Origin of the sequence: Actinacidiphila acidipaludis (assembly GCF_019890725.1) — a bacterium.
GTDB classification, from domain to species: domain Bacteria; phylum Actinomycetota; class Actinomycetes; order Streptomycetales; family Streptomycetaceae; genus Actinacidiphila; species Actinacidiphila acidipaludis.
The window spans coordinates 65,253-82,179 of the sequence record NZ_JAINZZ010000016.1 but is presented as its reverse complement, the minus strand read 5'-3'; the positions used below and the strand labels follow the sequence as shown (position 1 = coordinate 82,179).

Here is a 16,927-nt window from a genome sequence, read left to right as displayed (position 1 = left end):
GCACGCACCGCCGCTGACGGCCCCGGCTTCACGCCAATGGGCGCGGCGCGCCCTCGCCGCCGAGACTCACCCGGGTCCACGCGGGACAAGGCCCACACCCGCGGGGACGGACTCGGGTCCCGATCGGACGGGCCCACGCCCACGAGACGCGCCCCGGGTCGCCCACGACACCGGGCCCACGCCCCACGAACGACGCGCTCGGGTCGCGGCCGACCGGGCTCGGGCCCGGAGGGAACGGGCTCAGGTCGCGGTGGGCCTCAGCCCCCCTGGGGGTGATCCCCGGGTCGCCCCTGGACGGGCTCGGCCCCTGCGGACCAGGCGCTCAGGCCGTGCAGGAGCCGGACCCCGAGCCCCACGGGCGGTCGGGCCCGGGCCTCGACGGCACCGGGCCCGCGCCCCTGCGAGAGGCAGCCCGACCGCTTCGCCGAGGGTCAGCTCAGGGCGTGGCCGGGGCGGGTTCGGGGGCGGTGCCGGGGTGGCCCGCGGCCGCGGCGGCGCGGGCGGCCGGGACCAGGGTGGCCTGGAGACGGCGGGCGGCGTCCAGATGGTCGCCGGTCCAGATGATCCGCACCGCGGTCGCGGTGGCCTGGCCCTGGGCGTCGCGCAGGTCGCGCCGCACGGCCTCGACCAGCCGGGCGTCGGCCTCGCGGTCGTGCCGCAGCGGCTCGGGCACCGGCCGGACGCCGTCGAGTCCGCCGGCGAGCGCGTGGTACCAGCGCGAGACGTGGCCGGCGCCGGCCAGCAGTTCGGCGCGGGCCGCGGCCCGTTCCCGTTCGGTGTGCGCGTCGCCGGCCCGGCGCCACATGCCGAGCACGGCGTCGGCCGCCAACCGCAGGCCGACCACTCCGGTGACGAGCGTCGTCATCTCGGCCAGCGGAACGTGCTTGGCGCCGCGTTCGGCCAGGTAGTTGCGGAAGGCGTCGTCGAGGCGGCGGGCGGACGCGGCCGCCTGGCGGCCCTCGCTCAGCGGGACGGCGGCCGGCTCGGGGCCCGCCGTGCAGCAGCCGACCGCGTACTCCACCGCGCCGGCCAGGTAGTCGGCGCTGTCGGAGTACGCCTCGGCCAGCGCCCTGCCGACCGCGGCCCCGGCGCCGCGCGGCCAGAAGAACACCCCGACCACCACGCTCACCACGCAGCCGATCGCGATGTCCTCGATCCGCAGCAGCCCCACCTTCCAGCCGGGGCTCTGGCCGATGTTGAACAGGATCACCAGGGTCACGGTGAACGCCGCCTGGCCCGCCGCGAACGAGATCGCCGCGGGCGCGATGCCCGCGCACAGCACCGCGAGCGGCAGCAGGAACCACAGCACCGTGTCGTTGTGGCCCATCAGCACCAGCAGACCGCCGCCGATGACCGAGCCGACGAGCGTGCCGCCGAGGCCCCGCAGCGCGTTCTGCCCGGTGTTGAGGGCGCTGGAGCGCAGCACCGACAGCGCGCCGAGCACCACCCAGAAGGAGTGCTGGACGCTGGTGAGGTCGGCGGCGAGGACCGCCAGGCCGAGGCCGACCGCGCCGCGCACGCTGTTGTGGAGCCACACCGAGTGCCGGTCGAGGTGGGCCGCGGCCCGCTCGCGGGCGGAGGCCAGCGGGCCGGTCAGGCCGCCGGGTTCGCGGCCGAGCAGCCGCTCCAGCCAGCTGCGGCTCTCCGCGGCCGCGAACAGGTCGACGTTCCCGGCGATCTGCGCGACGGCGTAGCTCAGTTCCTGGGCGCGGAAGGACACGTCGAGCGAGGTGAGGAACTCGCCCTCGTCCCCGGCCGGTTCGCCGGGGGCTCCCGGCGGGTGGACGGGGAGGCGGCTGGTGGCGTCCTTCTCCATCACGTCGACGGCCCGGACCAGCGCGTCCATCGCCGCTCGGAGCGCCCCGGGGTCGGAGCGGGGTGCGGCGAGCAGTTCGGCCGAGCGGTCCAGGGCGTCGGCGGCGGCCCGCCGGACGGCGCACGGAGCGGCGACGGGCTCCGGCGCCAGGGAGCCGGACGGCGGTCCGCCGTGCGCCACGATGGCGGTGAGCCAGGTGAGTTCGTCGACCAGGCGGACGAGCGCGCGGGCGCCGGTGGACAGTCCGGTGGGCCGGTACGGGGTGGCGTCGAACGCGCCGCGGAGCGCGGCGGCGGCCTCGTCCGCGCGGGTCGCGGCGGCCCGGCACGCGGCCCGGCCGTCACCGCCGGGGTCCTGGAGGAAGGCCGCGTCGGTGCGCAGCCGATCGGCGACCGCCCGGCACACGCGTGCCGCGGGAGCGCTCAGCGGGTCGCCCGCGGGCCGCGGCCACAGGACGACGATGGCGATCAGCGAGGCGCCGGCGGCCAGTCCGGCGCCGCCGAGCCGGGCGGGCAGCGCCGAGACGGGGGCGGACAGCGACACGGGCAGGATGAACCCGAGCAGCAGCGCGGTCGTCGCCCCGGCCAGCACCGAACTGACGATGCCGCAGAAGATCACCACGAAACCGACGACCACCATGGTGACCACGCCCAGCCAGGTCACCGAGGACACCAGCGTGCCCAGCGACAGCAGCGCCATCCAGGCGACGGTGAACGCCACCTGGGCGCGCACCCGCTGGGACATCGGGCCGGTGAACTCCACGAGCAGCAGCATGGAGAACGCGCCGAAGGCCGCGTAGGTCGCCATCTCCGGCGACTTGATGACCTTGCTGCACAGCGCGAACATCGCCGGCATGACGACCGCCGCGCGGCCGGCCCTGCGGGTGGCCGCCAGCCACGGGTCGCGGGCCCGGAGCCGGGCTATGGGCCCGTGCGGCGGGTGCGCGGCGTGCGCCTGCGCGGGCACGGCTGTGGCCATGGGTGGACGCTCCTCCCGTCGGTGGAGCGAACATCCCGGCGGCGCCGGTCACCCCTGCCCCGCAGTATGCCGTGCCCGCGGCGCGTGGACCCGCAGGAGACGATCACGGGACAGGGGCGGTCGTCCGGGCGGAAACGGGTGCCGCCGTCAGAACAGCCGGTTCCGCAGGGCGTTGACCCGGCCCGGGGCGGCGGAGAAGCCGGTCGCGTCCAGCGCACCGTTCCGCGGGCCGGGGAGGGCCGGCGGGGTGCTGTTCGCCGGAGGGCCCGGGGCGTGTCCAGGGTCGCGCACGGCGTGCCTCCTGGTTCGCTGAACGGCCGGACGGCGGGTGCGCGGCGGTGTGCGGGACCGCCGGGCACCCGCCGGGGGTGACCCTGGGTGCGGGTCGGGGACGCGGGGGCTCAGCCGTTGGCGAGCGCCTGCACGCGGCTGAAGTCGCCGTTGAACGCGTCCTGGTCGCCGGGGAAGACGCCGCTGTCGGAGTACTGCCAGATGGTCTGGTAGGGCCAGTTGTACGGCATGGTGCCGGGGCTGCCGTTGTAGTTGGCGAGCATCAGCGGGTTGGTCGACGAGAAGTCTCCGGTGTTGCCGGTGCACTGGCTCCACCAGCTCGTGGCGGTGTAGATGACCACCCAGCGGCCGGTCTTGGCGTGGTACTCGTTGCTGAAGGACAGGATCCAGTTGACCATCCCGGAGGCGGACAGCCCGTAGCAGGTGGCGCCGTAGGGGTTCCACTCCATGTCCAGCATGCCCGGCAGCGTCTTGCCGTCCTTGGACCAGCCGCCGCCGTGCGCCACGAAGTAGTCGGCCTGGGTGGCGCCGGAGGAGGTGTCCGGCGTGGCGAAGTGGTAGGCGCCGCGGATCAGTCCGGCGTTGTAGGAGCCGTTGTACTGCTGGGTGAAGTAGGGGTTGGTGTACGTGGTGCTCTCGGTCGCCTTGACGTACGCGAACCTGCCGCCGTTGGCCGCGACGGACGACCAGTTGACGTTGCCCTGGTAGCCGCTGACGTCCAGTCCGGGCGTGCCGGCGACCATGGGCGTGACGGCCACGTGGCTCGACGAGCCGCTCTGGTGCTTGGCGATCTGCGAGCCGGCCCAGTCCAGTTCGGGGTGGGTGATGTGGTTCTTCGGCACGCTGGGCGCGGCGGCCGCGGCCGGGACGGCGGTGGCGCCGAGAGCGGCGCAGGCGAGGGCCGCCGCGGCGATCAGACCGCGCCGGCCACGTCGGCCACGCCGTTCAGCTTTGACAGGTGCATGCCAATTCCACATGAGTCCTCCGGGAGGGAAGCAAGGTGCGGGTGGGGGGTGCAGGCGTGCACGCCCAGAGTGGAGGAAACTTTCCCGCCGCACAAGGCGTGTGAAAAAAAGCACGATGCGCCGCCCGGTGACCGGCGACTCGCCGCGTCAGCCCGCCAGTTCCTGGGTCAGCGGGACCGCCCGCGCCAGGTACAGGATGCCGAAGAGGATGACCGCGACCGCGCCCAGCTCGGGAAGGATCCACCACCCGGTGCGGATGTGCTCGGCGAAGACTGTGACGCCCAGCAGGAGGCTCACCACCGCGTCGCCCAGGGTGAGCGCCGGCTGGGAGGCCGTGATGGACCCCGCCTGCAGGGCGTTCTCCAGCAGGAAGACCGCCCCGAGGCCGCACACGGCGAAGGCGTAGGTCTGCCAGGCGGCGAGGAACGCGCCGAAGCCCTCGTCGGAGAAGGTGTTGGCGGACGACTTCAGCAGCGCGGCGGTCAGGGCGTTGGCGACGGCCGCGGCGGTGCCCAGCAGCGCGGCCCGGCGGGCGCCGGACGGCCGGTGGAGGGCGAGCACCACGGTCGCGGCGACGACGCCGGCGCACACCGTGCAGGCCGGGATCCAGCGGGCCAGCGACGCCTGCGGCCGGCCGCTGTCCGGCGCGGCGCAGGCCAGCGCGGTGGCCAGTCCGAGCACGATGCAGCCGACCGCGAACCAGCCGGACCGCGGCAGCGTGCGGTGCAGCACCGGCAGCGAGATCAGCAGCGCGAACGGCAGTTCCAGGATGAACAGCGGCTGCGCCAGCGCGAGCGGTCCCGCCACCAGGGCCAGCGCCTGGAAGAGCGCCGCGCCGACCACTCCCAGGATCCCGAGCAGGAAGACGGACTGGCGGGCCATGTCCAGCAGCAGCCGGGGGTGCAGGGCGTGCTCCGGGGGCACCGCGAGGGCGGCCTTGCGCTGCAGCACCGTCCCCGTCGCGTTGCTGGCCGCGCCGAGCAACGCGAAGAACACGCACAGGACCAGCAGAGTCGGCCTCCCCTGTGACGGGTTCTCCGGGACCGCGCCGCCGCGCGCCCGGTCCGGACGGTGTCCGCCCCAGCATCCGCGGAACGGGGCCGCGCGGCCAACGACCGGCCCGCCGCGCGCTCCGCGGGTCACCCGATCGCCGGGACCCTCACCGTCCGCGGGCAGCCGTTGGCCGTCCCGCGGGACGGCGAGTACGGTCGAATTACCGGTCAGGCTTCGACGAGGGAGAGGCCCATGCGGGTACACAAAGGCGATGTTCTGCGGTTCACCGGACGCACGGTGGGCACCCCGGAGCATCGGGCGAAGGTTCTGGAGGTCCTCGGCCGCGAGGGCGACCCGCCCTACCGCATCCGGTTCGAGGACGGCCGCGAGGCCGAGGTGGTCCCCGGTTCGGACTGCGTGGTCGAGTCGGGCGCACCCCGGCCCATGTGAGCGGCGGCGCGACCGCCGCCGGCAGGCGCCGCCCCGCGGACCACTTCCGCGGGGCGACGGTTTATCACAAGTGATCGGCAGGTGCGGGGCACACAGGCAATTGATCGGCAGACTGGCACGCATTCTTCCTGCGGAGTTCTCCTGCCTAGTAAGCTTCCAGCGGGATCGGGCACTCACGAGCGCCCTCTCAGGCCGCGTCGGGCTCTGGTTGCCTCCGGAACGCCCGGCGCGGTCTCTCGAAAGACGGGAAAAGATGGAGAAGGGTGTACCCCTTTTAGCACTCGGCGGCCGGTTTGGCCACACGTGAGGGGCATATGCGGGGACTTCGCCGAGCGTCGCGGTTGACGGGGCGGGGGTCCGCTCAGGACCGGGGGCTCACGGCAGACGCCGGGTGCCGCTCCCGGCGATCAGGTCGTCGGCGATCTCGTGCAGATAGAAGCCCAGCGTGCGGGCGTCCACGGCGCGGCTGATCCGCACCACGCCCTGCCGGTCCATGCCGACGAGAAAGACCTCGCCGGCCGTTCCTCTGGTACTGCTGCGCTGCGGTTTTCTGCGGTGCGTTCTCCTGCGTTCCATCATGACGGCTCTTCTCCGAAATGCGCCTCAGCAGAAAAGGACCCGATCCGTCGATCCGGGTCCGGGTCCGGGTAAAGGGGCGCCGTGCCCCGGCCGCGGCCGGGGCACGTGCGCTCCGGCGGGTGACGCACCGCCGGGCTAGCGCCCCATCATGGGCAGCAGCGTGCCCTGCAGCATGAGTCCCCGCTCCATCTGGATGGCCGAGCGGCACAGCGCCCGTCCCTCCACCAGGAAGGTCGGCTCGATCTCCGCGCCCGAACCCGGCGTCTGCACGACGAGCGAGAACCCCACGAACGGGTACACCATCATGATGTCCCCGGACGTCGAGACGAACTGCCCGCTGCGGTACCGCGTGTCGGCGACGAAGCCGACGACCATCGGCTGGATGTGCGGCTCCGGCACCTCCTCGCTGAGGAGCGCGAGGACGTCGACGGCCGACACCGTGCCGTCGAGTGCCTGCTGGGCGGTGATCCGCAGCCGGCCGAGCAGTTGCGCCTGGTGCGTCAGGGTCGCCGACATCTCCACGGTGGCCGCCAGCTCCCGGCTGGTGACGTTCGCGGCGTGCCCGAGCATCTCCACCCTGCGGCGCAGTTCGGCGGACATCTGGGACGCCTCGGCCTGGGTGCCGCGCCATCGCGCGTCCCAGGCCGTCCGTTCGGATTCGTGGGCCTCGGCGATCTTCTCGGCGGCCGCTTCGGGGTCTTTTTCCCCTTGGATGGCCCCCACGGCCAGTTTGTAGAACGCATCCGTCCGCGGTCGCGGGCGCACCTGCGCGTCGTCAATGGCAGTCATCGGTTTGCCTCCGGAATCTGACTTGGCGTGACGATAGCCCACATTTCATGATCGTTCGCCGCCTTCGCGAAGAATACGCAGGAGGAAGCACGGGGATAATCATGAAAAGGTCGGCGGATTCCTCGGGACGCCGTCGTCGGCGCAGGTGACGCCGATTTCTCGCATGCCTGAGCGAACACCGGCCGGGGGTACCGGCCGGTTACGGGTGACATGAATGAGATACCGAGAGGCCAGTGTTATTGGCTGGATAATCGGCCGATCGGGAAACCGGCCGATTCATCAGCGGTGGAGCATTGCGGTCCGTCAGCCCTTCTCGTACTCGTCGTTCGCGGCGGCCTCGGTCGTCCCCGCACGCAACAGCTGCTTTCCCAGATCCAGCAGAGCGCGCCCGGCCGCGTACTCGTCCCCGATCTCGGGGACCGGCTGGTCGTGCGGGTTGCGGTGCGCGCTGGTGTCGGTGGTCAGGGTCTTGCCGCCGGTGTCGAGGGCCGCGTGGACCGTGGTGACGTCCTCGTCCTCTTCGACGAGGTCGAGACGCAGGGTCCAGGTCTTCGTACGTGCCGCAGTCTTCGCTTGCGTCATCGGGCTGTCCCTTCTGCTCGGCCACCCCCTCCCTTCCAGGATCGCTCGCCCGCGCCCGGGCTTCAGCCGCGGGAGCCGATCTCGCAGCTCTCCCGCGTCCAGGCGCGGGCCTGATCGGTGAGCGTGATGCCGAGTCCGGGCCGGTCGGACAGGTGCATCCGGCCGTCGCGGATCTCCAGGCGCTCGTGGAAGAGCGGCTCCAGCCACTCGAAGTGCTCGACCCACGGTTCGTGCGGATAGGCGGCCGCCAGGTGCAGGTGGATCTCCATCGCGAAGTGCGGGGCGAGCTGCAGTTTCCGGTGGTCGGCGAGTGCCGCCAGCTTGAGGAACTGGGTGACGCCGCCGATCCGCGGGGCGTCCGGCTGGATGATGTCGCAGGCCCGGGCGTCGATCAGGGCGACGTGCTCGGCGACGCCGGCCAGCATCTCGCCGGTGGCGACCGGCGTGTCCAGGGCCTCCGCCAGGGCGGCGTGCCCCTCGGCGTCGTAGGCGTCCAGCGGTTCCTCGATCCAGGTCAGCCCGAACTCCTCCAGCGCCCGGCCCAGACGCAGGGCGGTGGGCCGGTCCCACTGCTGGTTGGCGTCGACCATGAGCGGCACACCGTCGCCTATGCGGGTGCGCACCGCCTCCAGGCGCTTGAGGTCCGCGGCGCCGTCCGGCTGGCCGACCTTGATCTTGATGCCGCCCAGGCCGCGCTCCAGCGACGCGGTCGCGTTCTCCAGCACCTCCTCGACCGGGGCGTGCAGGAAGCCGCCCGAGGTGTTGTAGCAGCGCACCGAGTCCCGGTGGGCGCCCAGCAGTTTGGCCAGCGGCAGGCCCGCGCGCCGCGCCTTCATGTCCCACAGGGCGATGTCGAGCGCGGCGATCGCCTGGGTGGCCAGACCGCTGCGGCCGACGGAGGCGCCGGCCCAGACCAGCTTGTTCCACAGGCGCGCGATGTCGTTCGGGTCCTCGCCGATCAGGGCGGGGGCCACCTCGCGGGCGTGGGCGTACTGGCCGGGGCCGCCGGCCCGCTTGGCGTAGCTGAAGCCGATGCCCTCGTGGCCCTGCGCGGTGGACATCTCGGCGAAGAGCAGGGCGACCTCGGTCATCGGCGCCTGCACCCCCGTCAGCACCTTGGCGTCGCTGATCGGGGTGGTCAGCGGGAGGAGGACGGACGAGAGCCGGATGCGGCTGATGCGGTCGGCTGCGGGGGCCGCGGGCGTCATGGACGTCTCCATTCGGTCATGGATGTGAACACTGAACGCACTTCTGAATGCAGCCTACCCGTCGGCGGCGTGGCGGTTCAGCGGGCGCGCTCCGGCACCCCGGACACGTGCGGGCGCCGGAGACTGTGGGGCGTCCCACACGCGAGCGGTGACCAGCAATCTTTTCAAGAGCATCACAAGGGGCACGCAAGGTCTCCTGTTGCTGCTGTTAGCGTTTGCGGCTGCCCCATCGCGGGCGAACGTGAACATGCCACGGCCTCCCTCAGCTGCGCTGCCAGCACAGAAAGACCGCGAATGGACTACTGCTACTCATGCCGCCGGACCCTCAACGGGGCTCTGGTGTGCCCGGGGTGCGGCGCCTACGCGCCGGACATAGCCCCGCCCGCCGGCGCCTACCAGGGCGACGGCACCACGAACGCGGCCTGGGAGTCGTACGGCCTGGCGCCCGCGGGGCACCCCGGCGGTTCCGCCGGTCCGCTCCCGGACGGCCTGCTGCCGGGACACCCGGCCCCCTTCGGGGGCTGGACCACTCCTGACGAGCACGCCTACGCCGCCCACCCCGGGTACCACGGGGGCGCGCCCGCCCCGGCGGGCGCCCACGGGTACCCCGGCCGCACCGAGTCCTCCCGGCCGCGCCTGGCCGCGCTGATCGACGCGGAGACCGCGGGGCCGGACGGTGGCGAAGAGCCGGAGACCGGGACCCCGTCGGTCCTCGGCCCGGCCTCGCTGGCCCCCACGCTGCACCGCGGCCGCGCCGCCCGGCGCCGCCAGATGGAGCGCTGGAAGAAGAACCGGCGGCGCGCCGGGGTCGCCACCGCCGTCGCCCTGTTCGGCGGCGGTGTCACGGTGGCCTCGATGCAGGGTCACTCCGGCAGGAGCGGTGCGACCACCGCCTCGGCCGCCGACCCGCAGGCGCCCACCGCCCTGCAGACGGACAACACGGCGGTGAGCCTGCCGAACGGCGGGACCGCTCCCTCCGCCGCCCCGTCGCACGTCGCGACGCAGCAGCACAGCTCGGCCACGCGGCCCGCGCCGCGGACCACGCACGCCGGACCGGACAGCATCACCTCGATCCCGGCCAGCGTGATCCCGTCGGGCCAACCGGTGTCGTACTCCTCGGCCACCAAGCCGCGGCCGAGCACGGGTGCCACCACGGCGCCGGTCGCTCCCACGGACAACGGCTCGGGTTCGACGACGGCGAACAGCGGATCCGGGTCGACGACGTCGACTCCCCCGGCCACGCCTCCGCCGTCCAGCGCGCCGCCGGCCACCACCGCGCCGTCGACGCCGCCCCCTCAGCAGCTCTGCCTGCTCATCGTCTGCCTCGGCTGACCTCGGGGAACGCACGGTGCCCCCGCCCGGATCCGGGCGGGGGCACCGTGCGTTTTGCTATGTGGAGGTTCCTCCGCTTACTATCGAGATAAGCGGAGGAACCTCCACTTCCATCCAGGGGCGCCGCTGCGCTCCCGTCCCCCGAAAAGACAGCCATGTCGATATCTGCGACGGCGTCGGCCTCCCCGGCGCCCGCCCGCGTCCGCCGCGCCTCACCCGCCACCCTGCTGGTGCTGGCGGCGGCCGTCTCCGCGTACGCCCTGCTCCAGTCGCTCGTGGTGCCGGTGCTCGCCACCGTGCAGCAGGCGATGCACACCGACCAGACCGCGGCGACCTGGGTGCTCACCGCCTACCTGCTGTCGGCCTCCATCTTCACACCGATCATCGGCCGCATCGGCGACGCCGTGGGCAAGAAGAAGATGCTCGTGGTGACCCTGGGCGCGCTCGCCGCCGGCCTGCTGCTGGCCGCCCTGGCGAGCAGCATCACCGTCCTGATCGCGGCCCGCGTGCTGCAGGGCGTCGGCGGCGGCGTGCTGCCGCTGGCCTTCGGGATCACCCGTGACGAGTTCCCGCCGCACCGCGCCCCCGCGACCGTCGGCCTGCTCGCCGCGCTGACCGCCGTCGGCGGCGGCCTGGGCATCGTCCTGGCCGGCCCGATCATCAACGTCCTCGACTTCCACTGGCTGTTCTGGCTGCCGCTGGTCGCCGTGGTGCTGACCGGCATCGCGGCCCAGGTCGTGCTGCCCAGGTCGCCCGCGCACGCCGGCGGCCGGATCAGCGTGACGCCCGCGGTGCTGCTCTCCGCCTGGCTGGTCGCGCTGCTGCTCGCCCTGAGCCAGGGCTCGGTGTGGGGCTGGACCTCCGGGCGCGTGCTCGCCCTGCTCGGCGCCGCGGTGGTGCTGGCCGCCGGCTGGATCCTGTCCGAGCAGCGGGCATCGACGCCGCTGGTCGACCTGCGCATGATGCGCCGGCCCGCGGTGTGGACCTCCAACCTGGTGGCCCTGCTCGTCGGCGTGGGGATGTACGCGACCTTCGGCTTCCTGCCGCAGTTCCTGCAGACGCCGTCGCAGGCCGGCTACGGGTTCGGCGCCAGCGTCACCATGTCCGGCCTGATCATGCTCCCCTGGCCCGTGACCATGTTCGCCGTCGGCACCGCCTCCGGCCGGCTCGCGGCCCGCTTCGGCGCGAAGGCCCTGGTGGTGGCGGGCAGTCTGATCGCCGTGCCGCCGTTCCTGCTGATGGCGTTCGCACACGACCACGTGTGGGAGCTGTGCGTGGCCACCGGCGTGCTGGGGGTGGGCTTCGGCCTCGCCTTCGCCGCGATGTCCAGCCTGGTCGTGCAGGCCGTGCCGGCCCACCAGACCGGTGTGGCCAGCGGCATGAACGCCAACATCCGCACCATCGGCGGCGCCGTCGGCGCGGCGCTGATGGCCGGCATCGTGACCGCGCGCACCGGCCCCGGCGGGCTGCCCGCCGAGTCCGGGTACGCCTGGGGCTTCGCTGCCCTGGCCGGCGCGACCGTGCTGGCGTTCCTGGCCGCGCTGCTCATCCCCTCCCGCACCGAGGCCCTGCCCGAGCCCGTCCGCGGTGACGAAACGCCGGCCGCGGGACCCGCGGAGGGTCCGGCGGCCGTGCAGGAGAGCGTCGTGGTCACGAGCGCGACGCCCCGCGAAAGCTGAGCGGGAACGTCCTGGAAGGGTCCGCGGTCCGCGAGGACCGCGGACCCTTCCGCACGGCGCGCCGCGCGGCCGGATCCCCGGTGTGCCGGGCCGGGCCCGACTCCGGTTGTGGGCCACCAGGGTGACGCTGATGATGAAGGGGTCCCATCGATGACCCTTTCGGCCCCCGAGCGGCCGGCGGACACCTGAGCCACCGGAACCCGCGACCGCCTCCGCCCGCCGCGAAGGGCAGCACCAGGGAGTGAACCATGGGCGATCACGTGTACCTCGCTTACGACTATCCCGTGCTCGGCGCCTTCTGGACGGCCATGTGGGTCTTCCTGTGGGTGCTGTGGATCTTCCTGCTGTTCCGCGTGGTCCTGGACATCTTCCGCGACGACTCGATGAGCGGCGGAGCCAAGACCGGATGGCTGGTGTTCGTCGTCCTGCTGCCCTTCCTCGGCGTCTTCGTCTACGTCGTCGCACGGGGCACGGGCATGGGCCGCCGCGAGCAGCGTCATGCGGAGAGCCAGCAGAAGGCGTTCGACGACTACATCCGCAAGACCGCCGGCGCCTCGGACGGCGGCGGCCACGCCGACCAGCTCGCCCGTCTCGCCCAACTGCGGGCGGACGGCACGCTGTCCGAGGAGGAGTTCCAGAAGGCCAAGGAGAGGGTGCTGTCCTGACGGACGGCCGGACCGGGCGCTGCTGCTGCCCTGCACCCTGACGAGCCGGGCGGCACCCTGATCCGGCGGTCCCCCGGGCGGGACGGTGGCCCGCCCGGGGCACGCCCCCGTCAGGGAGTCCGGGGCGCGGCGAGGGGGCTGCGGACGAACAGCACGGCCTCCACGTCGCCGTGGGGCGCGCTGTACAGGTGAGGGCCGTCCGCCGTCCAGTGCGCGTGCGCGCCGGGCCCCGCGGTGACCGGCGCCGCCGGGTCGCCGACGACCGCGGTCCCGGTGAGCACGACCAGGTGCTCCTGGGTACCGGGGATGTGCGCCGCGGACTCCTGGACGGCGCCGCCGCGGATGCGGATCCGGAAGACGTCCGTGACGGCGGCACCGTCCTCGAACCGCTCGGTGAGCACCGCGGTGACCGCCTGTCCGGAGATGCCGGCCGGGCCCCCGCCCGGCGCGCCGCCCGCCCCGGGCGACGTTCCCGGGGCCGGGGTTCCGTACGGGGTGCCGCCGCTGTCGGTGAGGGCCGCGCTGAGCGGGACGCCGAGCGCGGTGGTCAGCGCGTACAGGGTCTCCAGCGTGGGGTTGCGGCGCCCGGCCTCGAGTTCGGAGAGCGTGGCCTTGCCGGTGCCGGACCGCCGGGCCAGCGCGGACAGGCTCAGGCCGCGTTCCTCGCGCAACTGCCGCAGGCGCAGGCCCACCTGTTCGTTCAGCTCCACTGCCGCTCCCAGCTCCCGTGCTCCGGGCTCCGTGCTCCGGATCCCGTGCTCCGGATCCCGTGCTCCGGATCCCGTGCTCAGCTTCCCGGACTCCATACCGCAATGCCCCGCCGGACCTGGGCCGTTGACGGGCGTCCGGGGGTCAGCCTAGTGTTCCGCACACGGAACGTTCCGTAAACGGAACGGTCGTCACGGTACCCCGGCCGCCCCTGGAGGGCTGATGAAGGTCCTCGCGTCCCTGCGCTCCGCGGCTCCCGCGCCCGCCGTCACCGCCGGCCTGATCACCGTCCTGGTCGGCGTCACCAGCTCCGCCGCCGTGGTGTTCAGCGCCGCCAGGGCGGCCGGCGCCGACGCCGCGGAACTGGCCTCCTGGATGGTGGCGCTCGGGCTGGGCCTCGGCGTGACCTGCGTCGGCCTGTCGCTGCGCTACCGCACCCCGGTCGTGACGGCCTGGTCGACGCCGGGCGCGGCCCTGCTGGCGACGGGCCTCGTGGGGGTGCCGATGGCCCAGGCGGTGGGGGCGTTCCTGCTTTCCGCGGTGCTGATCCTCGTCAGCGGCGTCACCGGCTGGTTCGCCCGGGTGATGGACGCGATCCCGGTCCCGCTGACGGCCGCTCTGCTCGCCGGGGTGCTGCTGCAGTTCGGCACCGGCCTGTTCACCGCGATGCACGGCCGGTTCGCGGTCGCGTTCCCGATGTTCGCCGCCTACCTCCTGGCACGGCGGCTGCTGCCGCGGTACGCGGTTCTGGTGGCGCTCGCCACCGGCGTGGCCGCCACCACGCTGACCGGCGGCTGGCACACCGGCGGCGTGCGGCTGTCCGCCCCGGTACCGGTGTTCACCGCCCCGGACTTCGACTGGCGCGTCCTCCTCAGCGTGGGCCTGCCGCTGTACGTGGTGACGATGACGGGCCAGAACCTGCCCGGCGTGGCGGTGCTGCGCAACTCCGGCTACGACGTGCCGGTGTCGCCGCTGCTGGGCTGGACCGGCGCGGTCAACGCCGTGCTGGCGCCCTTCGGCGCGTTCGGGCTCAACCTGGCGGCGATCACCGCGGCGATCTGCACCGGCGAGCAGGCCCACCCCGACCGCTCCCGCCGCTACGTGGCAGCGGTCTGGGCGGGGGTGTTCTATCTGTGCGTCGCCGCGCTGGGCGGGACGATCGGCGCGCTGCTGACCGCGATGCCGCGGGAACTGGTGCTGGGCATCGCCGGGATCGGACTGCTCGGCACGATCGGCGGCTCGCTGCACACCGCCCTCGGCGACGAACGTCACCGCGAGGCCGCGGTCGTGACCTTCCTCGCGACGGCGTCGGGCATGACCCTGCTCGGCATCGGCTCGGCGTTCTGGGGACTGCTGGCGGGGGTCTGCACCCTGCTGGCCGGCCGCCTCCCCGTCCCCGGGCGCGGGCCGGACCGCTCCGGCCCGGCGCCGGCTCCGGCTCCGGCGCCAGAGCCCGCTGCCGCGCCCGCGGCCGGCTCACCCGGAAGGTGAGCGACCGCCCGGGACCACCAGCCCGTGCTCGTACGCGAACACGATCGCCTGCGCCCGGTCGCGCGCGCCCAGCTTGCCCAGCACCCGGCTGACATGGGTCTTGACCGTCTCCGCGCTGACCACCAGCCGTTCGGCGATCTCGGCGTTCGTCAGGCCCTCGGCCACCAGCCGCAGCGTCTCGGTCTCCCGCGGGGTCAGCGCGGCGAGGACGGCCTCCGAGGCGGCGGCGTGCGGGCGCAGCCGGACGAACTGGCCGATCAGCCGCCGGGTCACGGTCGGCGCGAGCAGCGCCTCGCCCGACGCGACGATCCGCACCGCGTCGAAGAGCCGTTCCGCCGCCATGTCCTTCAGCAGGAAGCCGCTGGCCCCGGCGGCCAGTGCGTCGTAGACGTGCTCGTCGAGGTCGAAGGTGGTGAGCATGATGATGCGCGGCGGCGCGTCCGGCCGCCGGGTGATGAGCCGGGTGGCCTCGATGCCGTCGAGCACCGGCATCCGCACGTCCATCAGCACGATGTGGGGCCGGACCGCGTCGCAGAGCCGGACGGCGGCGGCGCCGTCCGCCGCGCTGCCGACCACCTCGAAGTCGGGCTGGCTGCCGAGCAGCGCGGCGAATCCCGCGCGGACCACGTCCTGGTCGTCGACCACCAGAATGCGCACCGGCCCGGCAACCGAACGTCCAGCCGCCCCCGGCCCGGCAACCGCACCCCCGGCCGCGTCTGACCCGGCGTCCGCACCACCAGCCGCGGGCGGCACGGCATCCGCACCACCGGCCGGTGGCGACCCGGCATCCACACGTGCAGCACCCGGCGGCGACCCGGCGTCCGCACCCTCGTCCCGCCGCCCCCAAGCGCCCGCACCACCGGCCGGTGGCGACCCGGCATCCACACGCGCACCCGGCGGCGACCCGGCATCCACACCACCAGCCGCGGGCGGCACGGCATCCGCAGCACCGGCCGCGCGCGACCCGGCGTCCGCACGCGCACCCGGCGGCGACCCGGCGTCCGTGCTGGCGTCCCGGCGCCGCCAAGCGTCCGCACCACCGGCCGCGGGCGGCCCGCTCATGCCGCCCACCGGGCGCTGGGCGGGGCGAGCGGCAGCCGGGCCTGCACGACGAAACCGGTGACCGGGCCGGGGCCGGCCGACAGGGTGCCGCCCGCCATCGCGGTGCGTTCCCGCATGCCGATCAGCCCGTGGCCGCCGGGCCCGGGCACCCCGCCCGGCCCGCTGTCCCGGACGGTCAGCCGCAACTGGTCGTCGCCGTAATCGAGTTCGACGTCGACCGCGCAACCCGGGGCATGGCGGCGGGCGTTGGTCAGCGCCTCCTGGGCGATGCGGTAGGCGGCCAGTTCGACGCCCGGGTCCAGCGGCCGGAGCGCGCCGCGCACGGTCAGGCGGACGACGTTGCCGGTTGTGTCGCGAGCCTGGTCGACCAGAGCCAGCAGTTGGTCGACGCCCGGCTGCGGGCGGCGTTGCGGGCGGGACCGCGCCGGGCGGCCCGCGGCCCGGTCGCGGCCGCTGTCGCGGCCCGTCCGGCGGCCGGCGCCCCCGCCGTCCCGTCCGCCGTCGCCGGCCCCCGCGTCCCCGTCGTCCCCGTCGTCCCGGAGCACGCCGAGCAGCCGGCGCATCTCGGTGAGGGCCTCGCGTGCCGTCTCCCCGATCGCCAGCAGCTTCGCGGCGCCCTCGGGCGGCAGGCCGGGGGTGGTGAGCCTGGCGGTCTCGGCCTGGATCGACAGGGCGCTGATGTGGTGGGCGACGATGTCGTGCAACTCGCGTGCTATCCGGGCGCGTTCGCCGCGGGCCGCGTACTCCAGCAGGGTGTCCGCGTAGGCCCAGTCCGCCTCCGCCCGGGCCGCGGCGGCGCGGCGCGACGTGCGGAGGACGCCCAGCGCGGGTGCGAGGGCGGCGCCCGCGAGCATCCCCACCGCCAGCGGTTTGCCGCCCGGCTGCCCGGATCCGGCGCCCACCGCGTACGCCACGAACGGCACGGTGAACAGCGCGGCCACCGCCGGGGGGCAGCGCAGGCCCACCAGGTACAGGGCCGCGGCGAGCGCCACCAGCCCGGCCACGGCGGGCAGCCGGCCGCCGAGCGGGGTGAGGAGCACGGCGGCGGCGATCGCGGCGGCGGCCGGCACGAGGTGGGTGCGGACGAACGCCAACGGGACCGTGGAGCCGAGGGCCGGCAACAGGGCTCCCGCCAGCACCGTGGAACCGCCCCGGGCGTCGCCCTCACCGCTCGCCGACGCGGCCGCTTGCGCCAGCGCCAGGGTGCCCAGGGTCGCGGCGGCGACGAGCGGGAGGTCCGGGGCGCGGACCGCCCGGCGCAGTCCCTCCGCGCAGCGCCCCGCCCGTGCTGTCGACGACGTCATCGGGCCATTATCCGTACCGCTTCCCGCAGGTCGCG

Annotated in this window: 16 protein-coding genes; 5 read left to right on the top strand and 11 right to left on the bottom strand. The window is 74.3% G+C overall.

Annotated elements, in window-relative coordinates; genetic code table 11:
• Window positions 1-436 precede the first annotated feature (436 nt).
• The 4 genes from K7862_RS15590 to K7862_RS15575 all read right to left on the bottom strand — a co-directional run bounded on the left by K7862_RS15590 (window position 437) and on the right by K7862_RS15575 (window position 5,061).
• The gene (locus K7862_RS15590) at window positions 437-2,794 is read right to left on the bottom strand and encodes an FUSC family protein (RefSeq protein ID WP_222963186.1); all 2,358 of its coding nucleotides are present in this window, start codon (window positions 2,792-2,794) and stop codon (window positions 437-439) included.
• A 147-nt stretch (window positions 2,795-2,941) separates the two neighbouring features.
• On the bottom strand, window positions 2,942-3,085 hold the full coding sequence (locus K7862_RS15585; RefSeq protein ID WP_222963185.1) for a hypothetical protein: 144 nt from the start codon (window positions 3,083-3,085) through the stop codon (window positions 2,942-2,944).
• Between the two features lie 110 nt (window positions 3,086-3,195).
• On the bottom strand, window positions 3,196-4,062 hold the full coding sequence (locus tag K7862_RS15580) for a lysozyme (protein WP_222963184.1): 867 nt from the start codon (window positions 4,060-4,062) through the stop codon (window positions 3,196-3,198).
• A gap of 135 nt (window positions 4,063-4,197) precedes the next feature.
• Entirely contained in the window at window positions 4,198-5,061 is an 864-nt protein-coding gene (locus K7862_RS15575) for a DMT family transporter (RefSeq protein ID WP_222963233.1), read from the bottom strand.
• 234 nt (window positions 5,062-5,295) lie between these two features.
• Between K7862_RS15575 and K7862_RS15570 the strand changes: the two genes are divergently transcribed.
• On the top strand, window positions 5,296-5,493 hold the full coding sequence (locus tag K7862_RS15570) for a DUF1918 domain-containing protein (protein ID WP_069462468.1): 198 nt from the start codon (window positions 5,296-5,298) through the stop codon (window positions 5,491-5,493).
• A gap of 375 nt (window positions 5,494-5,868) precedes the next feature.
• On the opposite strand, the gene K7862_RS15565 is transcribed toward K7862_RS15570, so the two are convergent.
• The 4 genes from K7862_RS15565 to K7862_RS15550 all read right to left on the bottom strand — a co-directional run bounded on the left by K7862_RS15565 (window position 5,869) and on the right by K7862_RS15550 (window position 8,651).
• Window positions 5,869-6,072 (bottom strand): hypothetical protein, encoded by a 204-nt coding sequence (locus K7862_RS15565; protein WP_222963183.1) that lies wholly within the window; start codon window positions 6,070-6,072, stop codon window positions 5,869-5,871.
• Window positions 6,073-6,207: 135 nt separating this feature from the next.
• On the bottom strand, window positions 6,208-6,861 hold the full coding sequence (locus tag K7862_RS15560) for a hypothetical protein (protein ID WP_222963182.1): 654 nt from the start codon (window positions 6,859-6,861) through the stop codon (window positions 6,208-6,210).
• A gap of 303 nt (window positions 6,862-7,164) precedes the next feature.
• Window positions 7,165-7,443: a dsRBD fold-containing protein gene (locus tag K7862_RS15555; protein WP_222963181.1), complete on the bottom strand. Its 279-nt coding sequence runs from the start codon at window positions 7,441-7,443 to the stop codon at window positions 7,165-7,167.
• Between the two features lie 62 nt (window positions 7,444-7,505).
• Window positions 7,506-8,651 carry an L-talarate/galactarate dehydratase gene (locus K7862_RS15550; RefSeq protein WP_262413196.1) on the bottom strand — a complete coding sequence of 382 codons (1,146 nt, stop codon included), beginning with the start codon at window positions 8,649-8,651 and terminating at the stop codon, window positions 7,506-7,508.
• Between the two features lie 294 nt (window positions 8,652-8,945).
• On the opposite strand from K7862_RS15550, the gene K7862_RS15545 reads away from it, so the two are divergent.
• From K7862_RS15545 to K7862_RS15535, 3 genes are all read left to right on the top strand, one after another.
• Window positions 8,946-9,983 (top strand): SCO2400 family protein, encoded by a 1,038-nt coding sequence (locus K7862_RS15545; RefSeq protein WP_222963179.1) that lies wholly within the window; start codon window positions 8,946-8,948, stop codon window positions 9,981-9,983.
• Between the two features lie 155 nt (window positions 9,984-10,138).
• Complete coding sequence (locus tag K7862_RS15540) at window positions 10,139-11,662, top strand: MFS transporter (protein WP_222963178.1); 1,524 nt, start codon at window positions 10,139-10,141, stop codon at window positions 11,660-11,662.
• 248 nt (window positions 11,663-11,910) lie between these two features.
• Complete coding sequence (locus K7862_RS15535; protein WP_222963177.1) at window positions 11,911-12,327, top strand: SHOCT domain-containing protein; 417 nt, start codon at window positions 11,911-11,913, stop codon at window positions 12,325-12,327.
• Window positions 12,328-12,437: 110 nt separating this feature from the next.
• Here the strand turns inward: K7862_RS15535 and K7862_RS15530 are convergent, their stop codons facing one another.
• Window positions 12,438-13,037 (bottom strand): helix-turn-helix domain-containing protein, encoded by a 600-nt coding sequence (locus tag K7862_RS15530; protein WP_222963176.1) that lies wholly within the window; start codon window positions 13,035-13,037, stop codon window positions 12,438-12,440.
• Window positions 13,038-13,257: 220 nt separating this feature from the next.
• Between K7862_RS15530 and K7862_RS15525 the strand changes: the two genes are divergently transcribed.
• Entirely contained in the window at window positions 13,258-14,526 is a 1,269-nt protein-coding gene (locus K7862_RS15525) for a benzoate/H(+) symporter BenE family transporter (RefSeq protein WP_222963175.1), read from the top strand.
• Here K7862_RS15525 and K7862_RS37585 read toward each other — a convergent pair.
• Both K7862_RS37585 and K7862_RS15515 read right to left on the bottom strand, forming a co-directional pair.
• Entirely contained in the window at window positions 14,512-15,183 is a 672-nt protein-coding gene (locus K7862_RS37585; RefSeq protein ID WP_308012005.1) for a response regulator, read from the bottom strand. The genes K7862_RS15525 and K7862_RS37585 overlap by 15 nt on opposite strands.
• Before the next feature lie 401 nt (window positions 15,184-15,584).
• A complete protein-coding gene (locus tag K7862_RS15515; RefSeq protein WP_222963173.1) occupies window positions 15,585-16,892 on the bottom strand; it encodes a sensor histidine kinase in 1,308 nt (435 codons plus the stop codon).
• Between the last annotated feature and the right edge of the window lie 35 nt (window positions 16,893-16,927).

Bases quoted from the DNA above. Each gene is read 5' to 3' on its own strand.
- K7862_RS15590 (WP_222963186.1), bottom strand. From the start codon at position 2,794: ATGGCCACAGCCGTGCCCGCGCAGGCGCACGCCGCGCACCCGCCGCAC.
- K7862_RS15580 (WP_222963184.1), bottom strand. From the start codon at position 4,062: ATGTGGAATTGGCATGCACCTGTCAAAGCTGAACGGCGTGGCCGACGT.
- K7862_RS15570 (WP_069462468.1), top strand. From the start codon at position 5,296: ATGCGGGTACACAAAGGCGATGTTCTGCGGTTCACCGGACGCACGGTG.
- K7862_RS15565 (WP_222963183.1), bottom strand. From the start codon at position 6,072: ATGATGGAACGCAGGAGAACGCACCGCAGAAAACCGCAGCGCAGCAGT.
- K7862_RS15560 (WP_222963182.1), bottom strand. From the start codon at position 6,861: ATGACTGCCATTGACGACGCGCAGGTGCGCCCGCGACCGCGGACGGAT.
- K7862_RS15555 (WP_222963181.1), bottom strand. From the start codon at position 7,443: ATGACGCAAGCGAAGACTGCGGCACGTACGAAGACCTGGACCCTGCGT.
- K7862_RS15550 (WP_262413196.1), bottom strand. From the start codon at position 8,651: ATGACGCCCGCGGCCCCCGCAGCCGACCGCATCAGCCGCATCCGGCTC.
- K7862_RS15545 (WP_222963179.1), top strand. From the start codon at position 8,946: ATGGACTACTGCTACTCATGCCGCCGGACCCTCAACGGGGCTCTGGTG.
- K7862_RS15540 (WP_222963178.1), top strand. From the start codon at position 10,139: ATGTCGATATCTGCGACGGCGTCGGCCTCCCCGGCGCCCGCCCGCGTC.
- K7862_RS15535 (WP_222963177.1), top strand. From the start codon at position 11,911: ATGGGCGATCACGTGTACCTCGCTTACGACTATCCCGTGCTCGGCGCC.
- K7862_RS15525 (WP_222963175.1), top strand. From the start codon at position 13,258: ATGAAGGTCCTCGCGTCCCTGCGCTCCGCGGCTCCCGCGCCCGCCGTC.
- K7862_RS15515 (WP_222963173.1), bottom strand. From the start codon at position 16,892: ATGACGTCGTCGACAGCACGGGCGGGGCGCTGCGCGGAGGGACTGCGC.